Annotated in this window: 16 protein-coding genes; 12 read left to right on the forward strand and 4 right to left on the reverse strand. The window is 52.9% G+C overall.

Going from position 1 to position 16758, the window contains the following annotated elements; translation table 11 throughout:
* Positions 1–100: 100 nt before the first annotated feature.
* Entirely contained in the window at positions 101–1300 is a 1200-nt protein-coding gene (gene tyrS, locus CR46_RS0114440; RefSeq protein ID WP_030074089.1) for a tyrosine--tRNA ligase, read from the reverse strand.
* A gap of 116 nt (positions 1301–1416) precedes the next feature.
* Between tyrS and CR46_RS0114445 the strand changes: the two genes are divergently transcribed.
* Positions 1417–2559 carry an anhydro-N-acetylmuramic acid kinase gene (locus CR46_RS0114445; RefSeq protein ID WP_030074091.1) on the forward strand — a complete coding sequence of 381 codons (1143 nt, stop codon included), beginning with the start codon at positions 1417–1419 and terminating at the stop codon, positions 2557–2559.
* A gap of 35 nt (positions 2560–2594) precedes the next feature.
* Here CR46_RS0114445 and CR46_RS0114450 read toward each other — a convergent pair whose 3' ends face one another.
* The gene (locus CR46_RS0114450) at positions 2595–3638 is read right to left on the reverse strand and encodes a type IV pilus twitching motility protein PilT (RefSeq protein WP_030074092.1); all 1044 of its coding nucleotides are present in this window, start codon (positions 3636–3638) and stop codon (positions 2595–2597) included.
* Between the two features lie 34 nt (positions 3639–3672).
* On the opposite strand from CR46_RS0114450, the gene CR46_RS0114455 reads away from it, so the two are divergent.
* The 6 genes from CR46_RS0114455 (at position 3673) to CR46_RS0114480 (ending at position 8278) form a co-directional block, all read left to right on the forward strand.
* Positions 3673–4389, forward strand: a complete 717-nt coding sequence (locus CR46_RS0114455; protein ID WP_030074093.1) for a YggS family pyridoxal phosphate-dependent enzyme — start codon at positions 3673–3675, stop codon at positions 4387–4389.
* 77 nt (positions 4390–4466) lie between these two features.
* Positions 4467–5291, forward strand: coding sequence for a pyrroline-5-carboxylate reductase (gene proC / locus CR46_RS0114460; RefSeq protein ID WP_030074094.1), 825 nt, complete (start codon positions 4467–4469; stop codon positions 5289–5291).
* A 29-nt stretch (positions 5292–5320) separates the two neighbouring features.
* Positions 5321–5914 (forward strand): YggT family protein, encoded by a 594-nt coding sequence (locus CR46_RS0114465; protein ID WP_009723714.1) that lies wholly within the window; start codon positions 5321–5323, stop codon positions 5912–5914.
* 64 nt (positions 5915–5978) lie between these two features.
* Complete coding sequence (metX, locus tag CR46_RS0114470) at positions 5979–7175, forward strand: homoserine O-succinyltransferase MetX (protein WP_030074095.1); 1197 nt, start codon at positions 5979–5981, stop codon at positions 7173–7175.
* Complete coding sequence (gene metW / locus CR46_RS0114475; RefSeq protein WP_030074096.1) at positions 7175–7768, forward strand: methionine biosynthesis protein MetW; 594 nt, start codon at positions 7175–7177, stop codon at positions 7766–7768. Before metX ends, metW begins: the two co-directional genes overlap by 1 nt.
* Before the next feature lie 48 nt (positions 7769–7816).
* Positions 7817–8278 carry a DUF4426 domain-containing protein gene (locus CR46_RS0114480; RefSeq protein ID WP_030074097.1) on the forward strand — a complete coding sequence of 154 codons (462 nt, stop codon included), beginning with the start codon at positions 7817–7819 and terminating at the stop codon, positions 8276–8278.
* Here the strand turns inward: CR46_RS0114480 and sfsA are convergent.
* Together sfsA and CR46_RS0114490 are read right to left on the reverse strand one after the other, a co-directional pair.
* Entirely contained in the window at positions 8275–9003 is a 729-nt protein-coding gene (gene sfsA / locus CR46_RS0114485; protein WP_030074098.1) for a DNA/RNA nuclease SfsA, read from the reverse strand. The genes CR46_RS0114480 and sfsA overlap by 4 nt on opposite strands.
* On the reverse strand, positions 9000–10160 hold the full coding sequence (locus tag CR46_RS0114490; RefSeq protein WP_030074099.1) for an aminotransferase class I/II-fold pyridoxal phosphate-dependent enzyme: 1161 nt from the start codon (positions 10158–10160) through the stop codon (positions 9000–9002). The genes sfsA and CR46_RS0114490 overlap by 4 nt, the downstream gene beginning before the upstream one ends.
* A 186-nt stretch (positions 10161–10346) precedes the next feature.
* Here CR46_RS0114490 and dksA point away from each other — a divergent pair, with 186 nt between their 5' ends.
* The 5 genes from dksA (at position 10347) to CR46_RS0114515 (ending at position 16336) form a co-directional block, all read left to right on the forward strand.
* On the forward strand, positions 10347–10784 hold the full coding sequence (gene dksA / locus CR46_RS0114495; protein WP_009723720.1) for an RNA polymerase-binding protein DksA: 438 nt from the start codon (positions 10347–10349) through the stop codon (positions 10782–10784).
* Between the two features lie 176 nt (positions 10785–10960).
* Positions 10961–11848 (forward strand): tRNA glutamyl-Q(34) synthetase GluQRS, encoded by an 888-nt coding sequence (gluQRS, locus tag CR46_RS0114500; protein WP_030074100.1) that lies wholly within the window; start codon positions 10961–10963, stop codon positions 11846–11848.
* Between the two features lie 13 nt (positions 11849–11861).
* Positions 11862–12038, forward strand: a complete 177-nt coding sequence (locus tag CR46_RS18470) for a hypothetical protein (protein WP_030074101.1) — start codon at positions 11862–11864, stop codon at positions 12036–12038.
* The gene (locus tag CR46_RS0114510; protein ID WP_030074102.1) at positions 12028–14973 is read left to right on the forward strand and encodes an ATP-binding protein; all 2946 of its coding nucleotides are present in this window, start codon (positions 12028–12030) and stop codon (positions 14971–14973) included. Before CR46_RS18470 ends, CR46_RS0114510 begins: the two co-directional genes overlap by 11 nt.
* Positions 14951–16336 (forward strand): sigma-54-dependent transcriptional regulator, encoded by a 1386-nt coding sequence (locus tag CR46_RS0114515; protein ID WP_030074103.1) that lies wholly within the window; start codon positions 14951–14953, stop codon positions 16334–16336. Before CR46_RS0114510 ends, CR46_RS0114515 begins: the two co-directional genes overlap by 23 nt.
* The last annotated feature ends 422 nt before the right edge of the window (positions 16337–16758 follow it).

The following is a 16758-nucleotide window of genomic DNA, read 5'->3' on the forward strand; positions in this document are numbered from 1 at the left end:
ATCACCGCTGGTAACGCTGTGCGTCCCCGGCAGCGGATGCGTACTTTACGGATTCGCTGCCGTCTTGGCAAGTGGTTTTTTGAGAAAGTTATCGAAAACGTTAGGTAAGCGTCACACGAGCATAACGTTTCTTACCTGCCTGGATAACGTAGGCGCTACCCGTCGCCAGCATCGTGTCTTGGGCAACAACATCCCCATCTACTTTCACACTACCGTTTTTCAACATATCTTTGGCTTGGGCACTGTTCTTGGTAAGGCCAGAGCGGTTGAGTACTGCCGCGATAGGCGCCTGCTCATTGCCTTCAAAATCCACCTCTACTTCAGGCAGGTCTTCCGGCAACTCGCCTTCCGCTAACTGATTACCCGCTGACTTGTGCGCATTAGCGGCCGCTTCCTCTCCGTGATAACGAGCGATAAGCTCACGGGCTAGCTCCATTTTCACGTCACGCGGGTTAGCCCCTTGTTCTACGCCTTGCTTGAGTGCCTCAATCTCTTCGTTGGATTTCAAAGAAAGCAGCTCAAAGTAGCGCCACATTAAACTATCGGGCATCGATACTAATTTATTGAACATAGAGCCAGGCGCTTCATCGACACCTACATAGTTACCCAACGACTTGGACATCTTCTGTACGCCGTCCAACCCTTCGAGCAACGGCATGGTAATCACAACCTGAGGCTCTTGCCCGAAGTGCTTTTGAATTTCCCGGCCCATCAGCAGGTTAAATTTCTGATCGGTGCCGCCAAGCTCAACATCTGCTTCAAGCGCGACAGAGTCGTAGCCTTGGACGAGCGGGTAGAGAAACTCGTGAATCGCGATTGATTGATTCGCCTTATAGCGTTTTTCAAAGTCATCACGTTCCAACATCCGTGCCACCGTGCTTTGCGCCGCTAGCTCAATCATTTTGGCGGCGCTTAGCTCACCAAACCATTCAGCGTTAAAGCGCACCTCAGTCTTTTCGGGATCAAGGATTTTAAATACCTGCTCTTTATAGGTCTCGGCATTAGCCTTTACATCAGCTTCGGTGAGCGGTTTGCGCGTGACGTTCTTTCCCGTGGGGTCACCTATACGTCCGGTGAAATCGCCGATCAGAAAAATAACCGTGTGGCCGAGATCCTGGAACTGACGCATTTTTGTCAGTAGTACACTGTGGCCCAGGTGCAAATCAGGGGCTGTCGGATCAAACCCTGCTTTAATACGTAGCTTACGGCCAGACGCCAGCTTTTTCTTTAGCTCATCCTCTACCAGGATTTCATGCGTACCTCGCGACAGTAGCGCTAACGCCTGATCCACCTCACTCATTGCCTCTCTCCATGTAATATATAGCCGTTATAGGCGTCAGTTATTGAGTAATAGGCGATGTTACCATGACCTATCGCGCTGGTTGAGCCTTCACTACGTTTTGGATGAACCGCTTTATGAAAATGCCCCCCACTGCACTGCCGTCGTACTATATTGGCTTAATGTCGGGCACTAGCCTGGATGGTGTCGATGCCGCACTGGTTGCGATAGGGCCTGATTCACCTCCTGTGCTTATTGCTACACATGCGGCACCAATGCCACCGCCGCTCCATCACCTATTATTAACCCTGTGCCATGCTGAGCGGGTGAGCTTTGCAGAGCTTGCACAAGCTGAAAGCGCATTTTGCAGGCTACAAGCTGACGCCGTAAAAGCACTGTTGGACCGAGAGGGCATCACCGCTGAACACATTCACGCCATCGGTAGCCACGGTCAGACTATCGAACATGCTCCAAGTGGCCATCATGGTGGCCCCGCCTATACGCTGCAGCTTGATAACCCTAGCCTGCTGGCCGAGTTAACCGGCTGCACCGTGGTGGCTGACTTTCGCCGACGAGACTTAGCCGCAGGCGGACAAGCCGCACCGTTAGCACCAGCCTTCCATCAAGCTCTGTTTGGTCGCCAAGAAGGTGAGCAGCTTGTTTTAAACCTAGGGGGCTTTGCCAATCTGACGTGGCTACCCAGCGACATCCACATTTCTGTGATTGGTTTTGATACAGGGCCTGCCAATGTGCTGCTGGATACCTGGTTTGCAAAGCATCACAACGGACGTTTTGATCACGATGGCGCATGGGCGGCTAGCGGACAGGTTGACCAAGCGCTATTAAATCGCCTGCTTAGCGAGCCATTTTTTCAACAATTGCCACCGCGCAGTACCGGGAGGGAGCTTTTCCACTTGGCGTGGCTAGAAAAACAGTTAACGGGCCATGAAATGGCTAACGACGTACAAGCAACGTTGGCAGAGCTAACCGCGATAAGCGTTACCCAGGGAATCCAGCAACTGCCGTTAAGCCACAATGACATCACATTAATGGCTTGCGGCGGCGGTGCTCACAACACGTATTTAATGGCAAGACTTGCAACTCAGCTGCCTAACGCGGTGTTTAAGTCTTCTGCCGACTTTGGATGGCCCGAAGACTGGATCGAGGCAGGTGCTTTTGCCTGGCTAGCCCATCAACGTTTACACGGCCTGCCCGGCAATTTACCTTCCGTCACCGGCGCCAACGGTCCGCGGGTTTTGGGTGGCATTTACGCCTCTTAACCTGGGTCAGCATTACCCAACATGGCACACGCATGTTAGTCATCGCTTAACGCGAGTGTGCCTTTGGCCTGCGCTTGCGCATCTTCCATACTCACCACACCCTCTTTAACAAGCTTCGCAAGCGATGCATTTAACGTTTGCATGCCAAGATTGCCTCCGGTCTGAATAGCAGAGTAAATTTGAGCCACTTTATCTTCACGGATTAAGTTTCGTACTGCAGCAGTGGCAATTAATATTTCATGCGCAGCGATACGCCCGCCACCCTGGCGTTTTAATAATGTCTGGGAGATTACCGCCTGCAGCGACTCAGACAACATTGAGCGCACCATCGATTTCTCTTCGCCGGGAAACACATCGACAATGCGGTCAATCGTTTTCGCCGCAGATGTTGTATGCAGCGTACCAAACACCAAGTGGCCGGTTTCAGCAGCCGTCAGCGCCAGACGAATAGTTTCTAGATCCCTTAGTTCGCCAACCAAAATAACATCCGGATCTTCACGCAACGCACCGCGCAATGCAGCAGTGAAGCTGCGCGTATCCCGATGCACTTCACGCTGATTGATTAAACAGCGCTTGCTGGTATGCACAAACTCGACAGGGTCTTCGATGGTTAAAATATGCTCAAACCGGTGGTCGTTAATATAATCAATCATGGCCGCCAGTGTGGTGCTTTTGCCTGAGCCCGTCGGCCCAGTCACCAACACTAACCCCCTTGGCAGCATGGCCAGTCGCTCGAACACGTCTCCCATTCCCAAAGTGCGCATTGAAAGCACGTCATTAGGAATAGTACGAAACACCGCGCCAGCCCCCCTAGCTTGATGAAATGCATTAACACGGAACCGAGCAACCCCGGATACTTCAAATGAAAAATCGGCTTCTAAATGCTCTTCATAGTCTCGACGCTGCTGCTCATTCATAATGTCAAAAATCAGGCGGCAAACGTCACTATTGTCCATCGCGGGTACATTAAGCCGACGAATATCGCCATCAACACGTATCATAGGAGGAAGACCGGCAGAAAGGTGCAGGTCAGATGCATTCTGCTTTGCCGAGAATGCTAGCAGTTCGGTAATATCCATCTCTCTTTTCCCAGCAGCGGTAAGGTGCTTGAGTATGACAGACAATGCGCTTCCCACGTCACTCGACCAGGCACGCGAACGCCTGAATAACGCATTAAAAATGGCTGAACGCCCCCTCAATAGTGCAACGCTGCTAGCCGTTAGTAAAACAAAGCCCGCCGCCATGATTCGCCAAGCCTGGCAGCATGGGCAACGTGAATTCGGCGAAAACTATTTACAAGAAGCACTTGAAAAACAAGCTGAGCTGGCTGATTTAGAGGCTATTGTGTGGCATTTTATTGGTCCACTACAGTCCAACAAAACACGCGCAGTGGCAGAGAACTTCGCCTGGGTGCATAGCGTTGACCGCTTAAAAATCGCCAAACGGCTTAGTGAACAACGCCCGAAGCATTTACCTCCGCTCAATATTTGCTTGCAAGTCAATATTAGCCGCGAGGACTCGAAATCGGGTGTAATGCCTGATGAAGTCATGTCTCTTGCAAACGAAGTAGCCACCCTGCCACATATTAAACTGCGTGGGCTCATGGCAATTCCTGCTCCAGCCAACAGCCTTGAAGAGCAGCGGGTACCACTTGCAGCATTGCGCCAACTTTTGAAAGACCTTCAGGCAGCACTACCTAACGCCCCCTTGGATACGCTATCAATGGGGATGAGCGACGACCTAGAAGCCGCTGTTTTAGAAGGCGCAACGCTGGTACGTTTGGGAACCGCGATCTTTGGCGCACGTAGCACACAGCGTATTGCTCAGTAGCGTGCTTGAAAGAGCGTTACCACGACTGACACCCCATGCTGCCCAATGCAGCTTTTTTGCGAAAAAAGGATACCCACATGGCGAGCAAGATTACCTTCATTGGCGCAGGCAACATGGCCAGCGCCATTATCGGCGGCCTCATCGATAGTGGTGTGTCTCCTAGCGACATCACGGCCACCGCCCCTAGCGAAAGTGAGTTAGCGCCCCTTAAAGCGCGTTTAGGAATTAACACTAATACCGATAACAACGCAGCCATTGCAAACGCTGACGTGGTAGTACTTGCGGTAAAACCACAGATTATGCGCGGTGTATGTGAAGCAATGCGCGATAGTGTGCAACAACAAGCGCCACTGATTATTTCCATTGCCGCAGGTTTAGATGCAGCCACCATTGATCAGTGGCTAGGCGGCCAGAACGCGCTGGTTCGCTGCATGCCCAACACCCCCTCATTAGTCGGCATCGGTGCTAGCGGCTTATATGCTAATAGCGCGGTGAGTGAGGAACAGCGCGCGCTAGCAACACAGCTTATGGAAGCCGTTGGCATTGTTGAGTGGGTCGAAGAAGAGCGCCTGCTTGACGCCGTTACGGCCGTTTCAGGCAGCGCGCCGGCTTATTTCTTTTTAATGTTTGAGGCGATGGAAGAAGCCGCTGTCAAACTTGGCCTGCCTGCTGCCACGGCGCGACGTCTAGCTATTCAAACGGCGCTAGGCGCCGCTACCATGGCCCAGCGCAGCGATAAAGACCCAGCCACACTTAAACAAAATGTTATGTCGCCCGGTGGCACAACAGAACGAGCAATTCAGCATATGGAAGATGCACAGCTACGCGCTACCATCGCCGACGCTATGCAAGCCTGTGCCCAACGCGCAGACGCCATGTCCAAGGAACTGAGCGCCAACTAAATACGCAACTTTGCAACGGAGAGGCAGCAATGGGTAGTCAAGTGGGCAGTGCCGGGTTAATGCTCGTTAACTCGTTAATTAATATTTACTTATTCTTACTGATGCTGCGCTTTTTGCTGCAGGCATCGCGGGCCGATTATTACAACCCGCTTAGCCAATCAGTGGTTAAAATCACCCAGCCTGTCGTGGGGCTGTTTCAAGGCTTCTTGGGTCCTGTGGCTGGTCGCTTTGACCTTGCCACGCTAGCCGCTGGCTTTGTGCTGAAAGTGGTTAGTATGGTGGCCATTTTTATGGTGATTGGCGTTGGTATGCCGCCTATTCCTGGCTTGCTGATCGCGGGCATTGCTGCGCTAGCCAATGCCATATTAAAGATCTATTTCTTTGCCATGATTGTGATGATCATTTTGAGCTGGGTAGCGCCGAATGCTAGTCACCCAGGTGCACTGTTGGTGATGCAGTTAGTCGAACCCATTATGGCACCTGTTCGGAAAGTTATTCCGCCATTGGGCATGATCGACTTATCACCCATCGTGGTGTTTATTGCGATTAACTTAGTGGATGGCTTAGTGGTGGGGGCATTGATACGCGCTGCCGGCATCTCTGGCGCGTTGGTTGGACTTTAACCGCGCACCCTCCCCCTTGGGTTCCTTTTAGCAGGATTTATTTTTTGCAGGACTAGCGCTTTCGATGCCTGATTCAGACACTCTCGCTTTTGCAGACCGGCCGACGGACTCCGTCGGTCTCGTCACACCCCATGTAGCGAAATTTGATACGCCGCTTCCGCTTGCCTGTGGCAAAGTGCTGCCTGAGTACGAACTTATCTACGAAACCTACGGCACACTTAACGCAGCGCGCAGTAACGCTGTATTGATTTGCCATGCGTTATCAGGGCACCACCATGCAGCGGGTTACCATGGAGCCGAAGACCGCAAGCCAGGCTGGTGGGATGCCCATATCGGCCCCGGAAAATCGATCGATACCAATCGTTTCTTTGTTGTGTCGTTAAACAACCTGGGGGGCTGCCATGGCAGCACAGGTCCCGTTAGCCACAACCCTGAAACAGGGCGCCAGTGGGGACCAGATTTCCCTATGGTCACCGTCAGTGACTGGGTAGCCAGCCAAGCTCGCTTAGCCGACCGTTTGGGTATTGAGCGCTGGGCTGCAGCAGTGGGCGGTAGCCTGGGGGGCATGCAGGTGCTTCAGTGGACAATGACTTATCCTGAGCGTGTGGCCAATGCAGTAGTGATTGCCGCCACCCCCCGGCTTTCCGCGCAAAATATTGCCTTTAATGAAGTGGCTCGTCAGGCAATTCGTTCTGACCCAGAGTTCTTCGACGGTTGGTATGCAGAGCACGACACGGTTCCCAAACGCGGCTTGAAACTAGCCCGTATGGTGGGCCACATTACCTATCTCTCTGAAGATGCCATGGGCAGTAAATTTGGCCGAGACTTACGCAGCAACGATCTAAACTTTGGGTTTGATGTCGAGTTTCAGGTGGAGTCGTACTTACGCTATCAGGGCGATACGTTCTCTACCGCCTTTGACGCAAACACCTATCTGTTGATGACGAAAGCCCTTGACTACTTTGACCCCGCAGCTACTCAGGCAGGCGACTTAGCCAACGCGCTAGCACCGGCGCAGTGTCCCTTTCTGGTGGTTAGCTTCACCACTGACTGGCGTTTCCCGCCTTCTCGCTCTCGAGAACTCGTCGATGCACTTACCCGCGCAGGCAAGCCCGTTAGCTATGCCAATATTGACTCACCTCACGGACATGATGCGTTCTTACTACCCGAACCGCGCTACCACGCCCTGTTCAGCGCTTTTATGAGTCGCGTAGCCCGAGAGCTGAATATCGTCGAAACAGCTGGGGAGGAGAGAGTGTAATGCGCGCAGATCTTGAACTGATTTACGACTGGGTGCCACAGGGCGCACACGTGCTGGATCTAGCCTGCGGCGATGGTGCCCTACTTGAACGTTTAGCTCAGGAAAAAAGTGTTACTGGCTACGGTTTAGAGATCGACCCCGACGGCATTACACAGTGTGTCGCCAGGGGCGTGAACGTTATTGAGCATAACCTCGATGATGGCCTGGGTAGTTTCTGCGACAACAGCTATGATCAAGTCATTATGACGCAAGCGCTTCAGGCGCTACGTCGTCCGGATAAAATGCTCGATGAAATGCTGCGCGTTGCAGAAGAAGGCATTATCACTTTTCCTAATTTTGCTTATTGGCGCCACCGCATTCATCTTGGCCTACGTGGCTATATGCCGGTCTCTAAATCTCTGCCTCATGCTTGGTATGACACGCCCAACATCCACCTCTCCACCTTTAACGATTTCGAGCATCTGTGCCGTGAAAAAGGATTAGTGATTGTTGACCGCGCGGTAGGGGTTGGTGATCACAAAGGGCACTGGACATCAAAGTGGTGGCCTAACCTGTTCGGTGAGATTGCCATTTTTAGGGTGCGCCGCCGCTAATTTAGCCTACGTCGTCCCGCTAACGCTATCTAACAGAGGAAGCCTGCCATGGTTTATCAAGTGTTACGCAGCACTACCTTACTTGTCACAATGCTTTTCTCGCTGCTCCTCGCCGCCCATACGGCAGCCGAGCAGCTAACACGGATAGGTGACTACGAAATCCATTACAGCGCCGTGGCCACTAGTTTTCTTACCCCAGAAGTTGCCCAAGCGCACGGCATTCAGCGCAGCGCAGGACACGGGCTGGTTAATGTGAGCGTACGCGAGCGCCAAGAGGATGGTGGCACCCGCGCCGTTAATGCCAGCGTGCAAGGGCATGTGACAGGTCTTGCCGATGCCCAAGAATCGCTAAGCTTTCGCACGGTACACGACGGCGATGCCACGTATCATTTAGCCACTTTTGCTCTTCGTCACGATGAACCCATGCGATTTAACTTGGACGTTCGCTACGACCGCAATGCCAGCCCTGAACGGGTCAGCTTTATTCAGCGTTTTTATATTGAGCGTTAAATTCGCATCGGTAGCGGCCGCGCTAGGCGCACCGCTACCGGCACTCCTGCTTTCCAATCCAGCGTAACACCGTAAGCTAGCACCTCCACCCCAGCGTCTACCGCTTCAGCTAGCGCTACCGCATAGATGGGATCAATATGGGCCGCTGGAGCTACATCGTGAATGCCTTCATGGGCAACACAAAATAGCAGAACGGCCCTTTTACCCTGCTCGGCAAGCGCAGTTAATGTATGCAAATGCTTAGTGCCCCTCACGCTGACCGAGTCAGGGAAATAACCATGACCATCGGCTTCTTTAAGGGTGACCTGCTTAACTTCAATAAAAGCCTCGCCCTTATCAGGATCGCTCAGCCGGAAATCAAGCCGTGCATCACTAACCTTCACTTCCCGTTTAAGCGTTTGATAGCCTGCCAAGGGGGTAATGTCACCGACTAAAATTGCTTCTTCCACGATGCGGTTGGCGCGACCGGTGTGAACAGAAGCCAGGGCTAGGGAGCCATCTGGCTGCGGCAACTCAATCCATTCCCAGGTCCAAACCAGCTTGCGTTTGGGGTTATCACTCGGCGACAGCCACACTCGACAACCAGGCACATTCACCGCCTTCATCGATCCGGTATTGGGGCAGTGGGCAACCACTTCCTCTCCACTCTCCAGCTGCACATCGGCTAGAAAGCGCTTGTAACGACGCAACAGCACTCCTGGCACCAACTCAGGATAAGTCGTCATAGTCGGCTCACGAAACGACCTATGCGTTCTACGGCTTCTTGCAAGCGTTCAACGCTGTTAGTAAAGGCGATGCGTACATGGTGCTCACCACCCTCTACCGCAAAATCAATGCCTGGGGTAATCGCCACGTTCTCCTCTACCAGCAGTCGTTCACAGAACGCTTGGCTGTCACGGCTATAATGGGAAATATCCAACCACAGATAAAATGCCCCTTGGGGCGGCATATCTGGCGCAAGCCCCAGCCGCGCTAGCCCATCCAACAAAACTTGGCGTCGCTGCTTGAGCGTTGCTCTGCGCGCTTCAAGAATGTCTCGACACAGGGGAGTAAAGGCAGCTAACGCCGCATGCTGGGAAGGCGTAGGCGCGGCAAGAAAGACGTTTTGCGCCAGTCTGGTAAGCGGCTCGACAGCATGTTCAGGTGCCACCAACCACCCCAAGCGCCAGCCCGTCATACCGAAATATTTTGAGAAGCTGTTAACCACAAAGGCTTGGTCAGACAGTGATGTCGCCGATAGCGGCGCATCATCATAATTTAGGCCTTGATAAATCTCATCAACAATCACCTCACCGCCTTTCGCAGCAACGGTGTTAAATACTGCGGTTAAGGCCTCAGCGCCTAACGTGTGTCCCGTCGGATTAGACGGAGAGGCCAGCATGGCTAAGCACGTTTTAGCTTGCCAGTGCTGTTCAATCAGCGGCGCCGTTAACTGCCAACCACTTTGGCGTCCCACGGGAATAGCATCAATATCTGCGCCGGCTAGGGCCATAAAGTGACGATTGCACGGATAGTTAGGGTCAGCCATCAACACGCGGTCACCTGTTTCGACCAGTAATTGACTAGCCAGCAGCAGCGCACCAGAGGCCCCTGGAGTTACCAGAATACGTGCGGGATCAACATGGGCATTAAAATGCTCGGCGTAATGGCCTGCAATGGCTTCCCGCAGCGACGCTAGCCCTGCCGCTGGTGTATAACGGGTTTTCCCAGAGGCCAACGCTTGTTGGCCCGCCTCGACAATCGGTGCTGGCGTCGAAAAATCAGGCTCACCAACCTCCAGGTGAATTACATCGTGGCCTTCAGCCTCTCGGGCCTGGGCCATTTCTAATAAATGCATCACACGAAAAGGCGCAACGTGATTCACACGTGAATTCCAACCCATAACGGTTCCTTCACTTAACAGTAGAAAAAACATGACGCAGGCCGCACAAGAGGCGAGACCATGGTCGAAAATGCACTATTATGCTTGCATCGCGCGCAGTTTTCAGCTAAACAAGCATCCCTTTGGCGTGCGATCGTGGCACACGCTCATGGTCGATCAGCAGTCACATACGTAAGGGGCACTCCCATGCCAGTAGCGGAAAAGAAACCGGAAGCGTCCAAGTCCTTCACCCCGTATGAGCCAGCACCGGGCGAAGAGTATATGAACGAGAAGCAGCTCGCGCACTTCCGCCAGCTCCTTCTAGACTGGAAACAGGATCTCATGGAAGAGGTGGATCGTACCGTACGCCACCTGCAAGAAGACGCTAACAACTACGCCGACCCCGCTGACCGCGCGACTCAAGAAGAGGGCTTCAGCCTGGAGCTGCGTACTCGGGATCGCGAACGCAAGTTGTTAAAAAAGATCAACGAAACCATCGAAAAAATCGATGAAGACGACTACGGTTTCTGTGAAGCCTGTGGCGTTGAAATCGGTATTCGCCGTCTTGAAGCCCGGCCCACAGCAACGCTATGCGTTGACTGCAAAACGTTGGCAGAGCTAAAAGAAAAACAGCTCGGTGGCTAACCATCGACGCTAATACGCTACAAGCTGCTAGTTTATTACAAGCTAGTTTGTTGCAAGCTAAAGCGTCCAACGGGCACCCTTGAGGTGTCCGTTTTTGTTTGTCATCTTGCCTTTATCTCTATACCTATCATCATTGTTAACTGCTAGCGCTAATTGAACAACCAATTCGGGCTGTCATGACCCATACCTCGTACTACCGGGGCCGCTTTGCTCCCACACCGTCAGGGCCGCTTCATCTTGGCTCGCTCGTTGCCGCTCTAGGCAGCTACTTAGATGCCCGCGCTGTAGGCGGCCAGTGGCTGGTTCGTATCGAGGATAGTGATCCTCCACGCTGCCCCCCTGGCGCTGGCGATACAATTCTACGTCAGCTTAATGCCTTTGGGCTTCATTGGGATGAAGAAATTCGCTGGCAACATAACCGTTATGAGGCTTACCAGCAGGCGCTTGATGAACTGGTGGCCAAAGGCTTAGCTTACCCATGCAGCTGTTCACGCAAACAGTGGCAGGCATTTTCCGTTTATCCTGGGTGGTGCCGTGAGGGGTTAAGCGATCCTACCAAGCCGGTTGCTTGGCGACTGCGCAGCGATCTGGCAAAGCGCCCAATTACTTGGCAGGATCGGCTTTTTGGTTTCCAACAGTTCGACCCTAACGCTTTGGGTGATGTTGTACTCAAACGAAAAGATCAGCTGTGGGCTTATCAGCTTGCTGTCGTCGTGGATGACGCAGATCAAGGCATTACCGACATAGTACGCGGCTATGACCTGCTTGATAACACACCATGGCAAGGCCAGTTACAAGAAGCGCTTGGCTTACCAATACCTCGCTACCTGCATTTACCGCTCGTGGTTACGCACGATGGCCAAAAGCTCTCTAAACAAAATCTGGCTCCTGCATTAGCCGAAGATCCTGCCGGTATTCGCCAACAGCTGTTTAAAGCACTGCAACTACTCGATCAAGCGCCACCTGACACACTGGCTCAAGAGTCGCCAGAAACGCAGCTACGCTGGGCAATGGCACATTGGTCTGTTGAACGGCTCGTTGCCAACGCCCATCGCCGTTATTAATTAGAGCCTTAATATGTACGTTTATCGGATTATGCTGTTTTTAGTTTTTGGCGGATATTTGCTTTCGCCGTTGTTGATGGACGGCTGGGGAGATCCAAGCGTTGCCTGGTATCGCCCGTTTGCTATTTGGGGCGGTCTGATTGCGCTAACGCTATGGCTTGAGCAAAAAAGGAAGTTAGATGAGCGTTGAGCTGTTGGGGGTTGTGCTACTGGGCTTAGGGTATCTGTCCTTACTATTTGCCTGCGGCATGGCCGTTGAGCGTGGCTGGGTGCCCGTACGCATTACCCGCCACCCTATTGTGTATACCCTAGCACTAGGCGTATACGCCAGCGCGTGGGCAATTTATGGCAGTGTGGAACTTGCGGCAAAAGCAGGGTTTGGTTATTTAGCGTATTACCTAGGCGCAGCCGGAGCTTTTTTGCTAGCCCCTGTTCTACTGGTACCCATACAACGCATCACCCGCACCTACCAACTCTCTTCGCTTGCGGATCTATTTGCATTTCGCTACCGGTCCCGCTGGGCGGGCACCCTGGTAACCTTGATCAGCCTGTTAGCGGTGATGCCGCTGCTGGGAATACAGGTGCAGACCTTAAGCGATGCCGTCTTCTTACTCACCGGTAGCCGCTACAGCGCGGCGGTCACTCTGTTATTCTGCGGCGTGATTGCAGGTTGCGCGGTGCTATTTGGAGCGCGACATAGCCACCGTCATCGTCACGACACACTCCTCAGCGTGATTGCGTTTGAATCAATCATCAAACTACTGGCGATGCTAGGGCTAGGTGCCATTGCTCTCTGGTGGGTGTTTGACGGGCCAAGCGGTTTACAGCAGTGGTTAGAAGGACCAGGAGCCGCTGTTCAAGCCGCAACGCCCCAACTCGAAGCCCCGCAGTGGCGCACGCTGTTACTACTATTCTTTGCCGCCGCGTTCATGATGCCGCACTTGTTTCAGATTACCTTTGCAGAAAGTCTGTCTCGCCACACCCTACTTCAAGCCAGCTGGACACTACCGCTGTTTCTCATGCTGATGGCGCTTCCAGTACCCTTAATCTGGTGGGCCGCCCAATCAGTAAACGAGACAATTCCCGTCGCGGCCTACGCTGCCTTTTTGATGTCAGAACACTGGTGGGTGGGCGCCTTAGCCTTTATCGGTGGCCTAGCCGCCGCCAGCGGCACCATGATGATGATTGCACTGGCTCTTTCGGGCATGGTGCTCAACCATGTGGTACTTGTGGCGCGCCCACCGGAAGCACGCAGCGACTTATATGGCTGGCTATTATGGCTACGTCGCGGATTAGTCGTTGCTGTGATTGCAGGCGGATGGCTATTTGCAGAAAGCGTCGGCCGGTACCACTCGCTGACAAACCTGGGGCTTGCTGCGTTTGTCGGCATGGCACAGTGCCTACCCGGCATGCTGGCATTGCTGTACTGGCCCGGCGCGAACCGTAAGGGCATGATTGCTGGGCTAATGGGAGGCATCATCATTTGGCTGTGGGGTCTATGGCTGCCGCTACTATTTGATATCCCCACGTTCTCACTATCTCTAACCCCGCTGATGTCCGTGAACGCGCCACTTTGGTACAACGTTACGCTGGTTTCTCTGGCAGTTAATATTTTACTGCTGATCATTGTGTCGCTATTTACCCGCATTTCAGAAGGCGAGCGCTCTGCGGCGGAAGCGTGCTCCGTCGATGCCGTCATTCGTTCAAAACGCCTACCACTGGAAGCAGCAACAGCGGGAGATTTTTCCACGTATCTTGCCCAAGCGCTGGGTGATGAGGCTGCCAGCCGCGAAGTTGACCGCGCACTCACAGCGCTAAACCTAACACCCCAAGAGCGCCGCCCCTATGCCCTACGCCGCCTGCGCGATCGGATTCAGGCGAACTTATCTGGTTTAATGGGGCCTTCTGTCGCAAGGGATATTGTTGATCGCTACTTGCCCTATCGCCATGACGATGCGCCCGTCACTGACGATATTCATTTTGTTGAAAGCCGCCTTGAAGCCTATCGTTCGCGGCTCACTGGACTGGCTCGGGAGTTGGATGGCTTGCGCCGTCATCACCGGCAAACGCTTGCCTATCTGCCCGTAGGTTTGTGCGTGCTAGGCGACGATGATGAACTATTAATGTGGAATCAGGCGCTATCGCTACTTTCCGGAATTAGCGGCGATAGCGTGATTGGCTCACGCCGCGACAGCCTGCCTTCACCCTGGCCTAATTTGCTGGGAAGCGTGCTTAATGCCAGTCAAACACCGCTGTATAAACAAGCGGTATCGCTGCATGGCAAGGATTACTTCCTCACCCTGCATAAAGCGGTGTTAAGCGGCCACGACAGCCGTGGCGGCAGCGTGATTCTGGTGGAAGACCATACGGAAATGAAGTGGCTAGAAGAGGAGCTTGTACACGCAGCGCGCTTGGCATCTATAGGACAACTTGCAGCGGGCGTGGCGCATGAAATCGGCAACCCCATTACCGGAATTTCATCGCTGGCGCAAAATCTACGTTATGACACGGATGATCCTGCACTGCTGGAAACGGCCGACCAAATTCAACAGTTAACCCAGCGGGTTACCAAAATCGTGAACTCACTGGTTGGATTTGCCCATGGTGGCCGACAGACCTTGCCACTGCCAACCTCTCCTGCCTCGCTTTCCACCATTAGTGCAGATGCGCTGCACTTGATCCATTTAGCGCGCTCGGGAGAGGATGTAAGCTTTACCAACGCTTGCCCGGATGACATCGTGGTACGTGGCGATGCCCAGCGTTTAACCCAGGTCATGGTCAACTTACTGAGCAACGCCAAAGACGCTTGCGACGCTCAGGGCACGGTGCATATTGAAGCAGGCAAACAGGCAAGCCATGCGTGGTGGCGGGTTACCGATAGTGGCCACGGGATTGACCCTAGCGTGAAACATCGCCTTTTTGAGCCGTTCACCACGACCAAGCCTGCAGGCCAAGGAACTGGGCTTGGGCTCTCGTTGGCTTATCAAATTATCAATGAGCACCAAGGCAAAATAGAGGTGGCGTCACCGCCTCCAGGAAAGCCTCGCGGCACTGCCATTACGCTTTGGCTACCGCTTTACCAACAGGATGATCACCTACCTCATGCCCAGGATACTGATTGTTGAAGATGAAGCGATTATTCGCAGCGCGTTAAAGCGTCTACTCGAACGTCACCGCTATATCGTCAGCGAAGCGGCCAGCGCAGAAGAGGCACGTGAGCTGGCTCCTAGCGAATTTGATCTAGTGATTAGCGATTTGCGACTGCCCGGTGATCCTGGCACCGCACTAATTGAGGCCGCTGCACCCGCGCCAGTACTCATTATGACAAGCTATGCCAGCATGCGCTCAGCAGTCGATGCGCTTAAGCAAGGGGCTGTGGACTATGTTGCTAAGCCGTTTGATCACACCGAGCTGTTAGAAACCGTCGAACGCATTCTACACAAACAGTCGATGCAACAAGGCACGCCGCCAGACATCACCGATGAAGGGGGTGGTCGCCAAACCATGATTGGCGATTGCACCGCTATGCAGCAGGTTTATACCCGCATTCGTAAGACCGCCCCCGCAGACGTTACCGTACTAATTCAAGGAGAGTCTGGCACAGGTAAAGAACTTGTTGCTCGTGCCATCCATCAGCAAAGCAAGCGCGCAAAAGCACCGCTAATTTGTGTCAACTGCGCGGCAATACCTGAGACGCTAATTGAGTCAGAACTGTTTGGGCATGAGAAGGGAGCGTTTACCGGCGCTAGCGCTGCCCGAACGGGGCTAGTCGAAGCTGCCGACGGTGGCACGCTGTTTTTAGATGAAATTGGTGAATTACCGCTAGATGCCCAGGCGCGGCTACTGCGAGTGCTGCAAGAGGGCGAAATCCGTAAAATTGGCTCCGTAGAAACACGCCATGTAGATGTGCGATTGATTGCCGCCACTCACAGGGATTTGCGCGCACTGTCAAAAAGCGGAGAATTTCGGCTTGATCTCTACTACCGTCTCAATGTTATGCAGATAGAACTGCCACCACTGCGTGACCGTGAAGAAGACGTGTTGAAGATAGCCGATATCCTACTAGATAAAGCCTGCAAGCGTCATGACCGCCAAGGTCTTCGCTTGTCACGAGCCTCCCGACAAGATCTACGCGATTACCCTTGGCCAGGTAACGTTCGCGAGCTTGAAAATGCGTTAGAAAGAGGCGTGATTCTCGCTGAAGGCCATTTAATTCACCCAGATGACCTAGGCCTTGGTCCTGTTACCAACCGACCTCACTCCTCTACAGGTAACGGCTCCACATTAGCCAATGAATCGTCAGCGCCAAACGGTGACGACGACGACCTCTCCCTTGAGGACTATTTTCAGCATTTTGTGCTAGAGCATCAGGATCAAATGAGTGAAACCGAATTAGCCCAAAAATTAGGGATCAGTCGTAAAAATTTATGGGAGAGGCGCCAGCGCCTAGGCATTCCACGTAAAAAAACCGCGCGCCGCCCCACTTAGGCGGCGGCACAGCTTGCTGATAAACCACTCTACCAACTCTCTCTACGACTAACGTCCAATAGATTGATTTGCATAAGAAATATCCAGAATTCTCACGTTAGACACTGTTACCTTCCCACACAACACGCACTCAGAATCGGTTAAAAATGGGTAACACTATCGGCTGTGATTAGTTCCTTGTCATGGGCAATAAATTTCAAGTCTATGAAAATAAAAGAATAAACAATGAGTGGCACAGCAAGTGCAATATTACTGGGTAAGAAGAACAAAATGGGCAGCGCGGACGTCACTAACAAAAACAATACGACACCGCCCCAACCTGAGCCAAAACAAAAACAACAGGGCCAGGTAGAGATAACAGCACAAACAAAAACAATAGGCTTGAGTCTCATACCTTGCTAGCGCTAAGAAGAATAAGCGCA

It is taken from the genome of Vreelandella neptunia, assembly GCF_000712975.1.
In the GTDB taxonomy this organism is placed as follows: Bacteria; Pseudomonadota; Gammaproteobacteria; order Pseudomonadales; family Halomonadaceae; genus Vreelandella; species Vreelandella qaidamensis.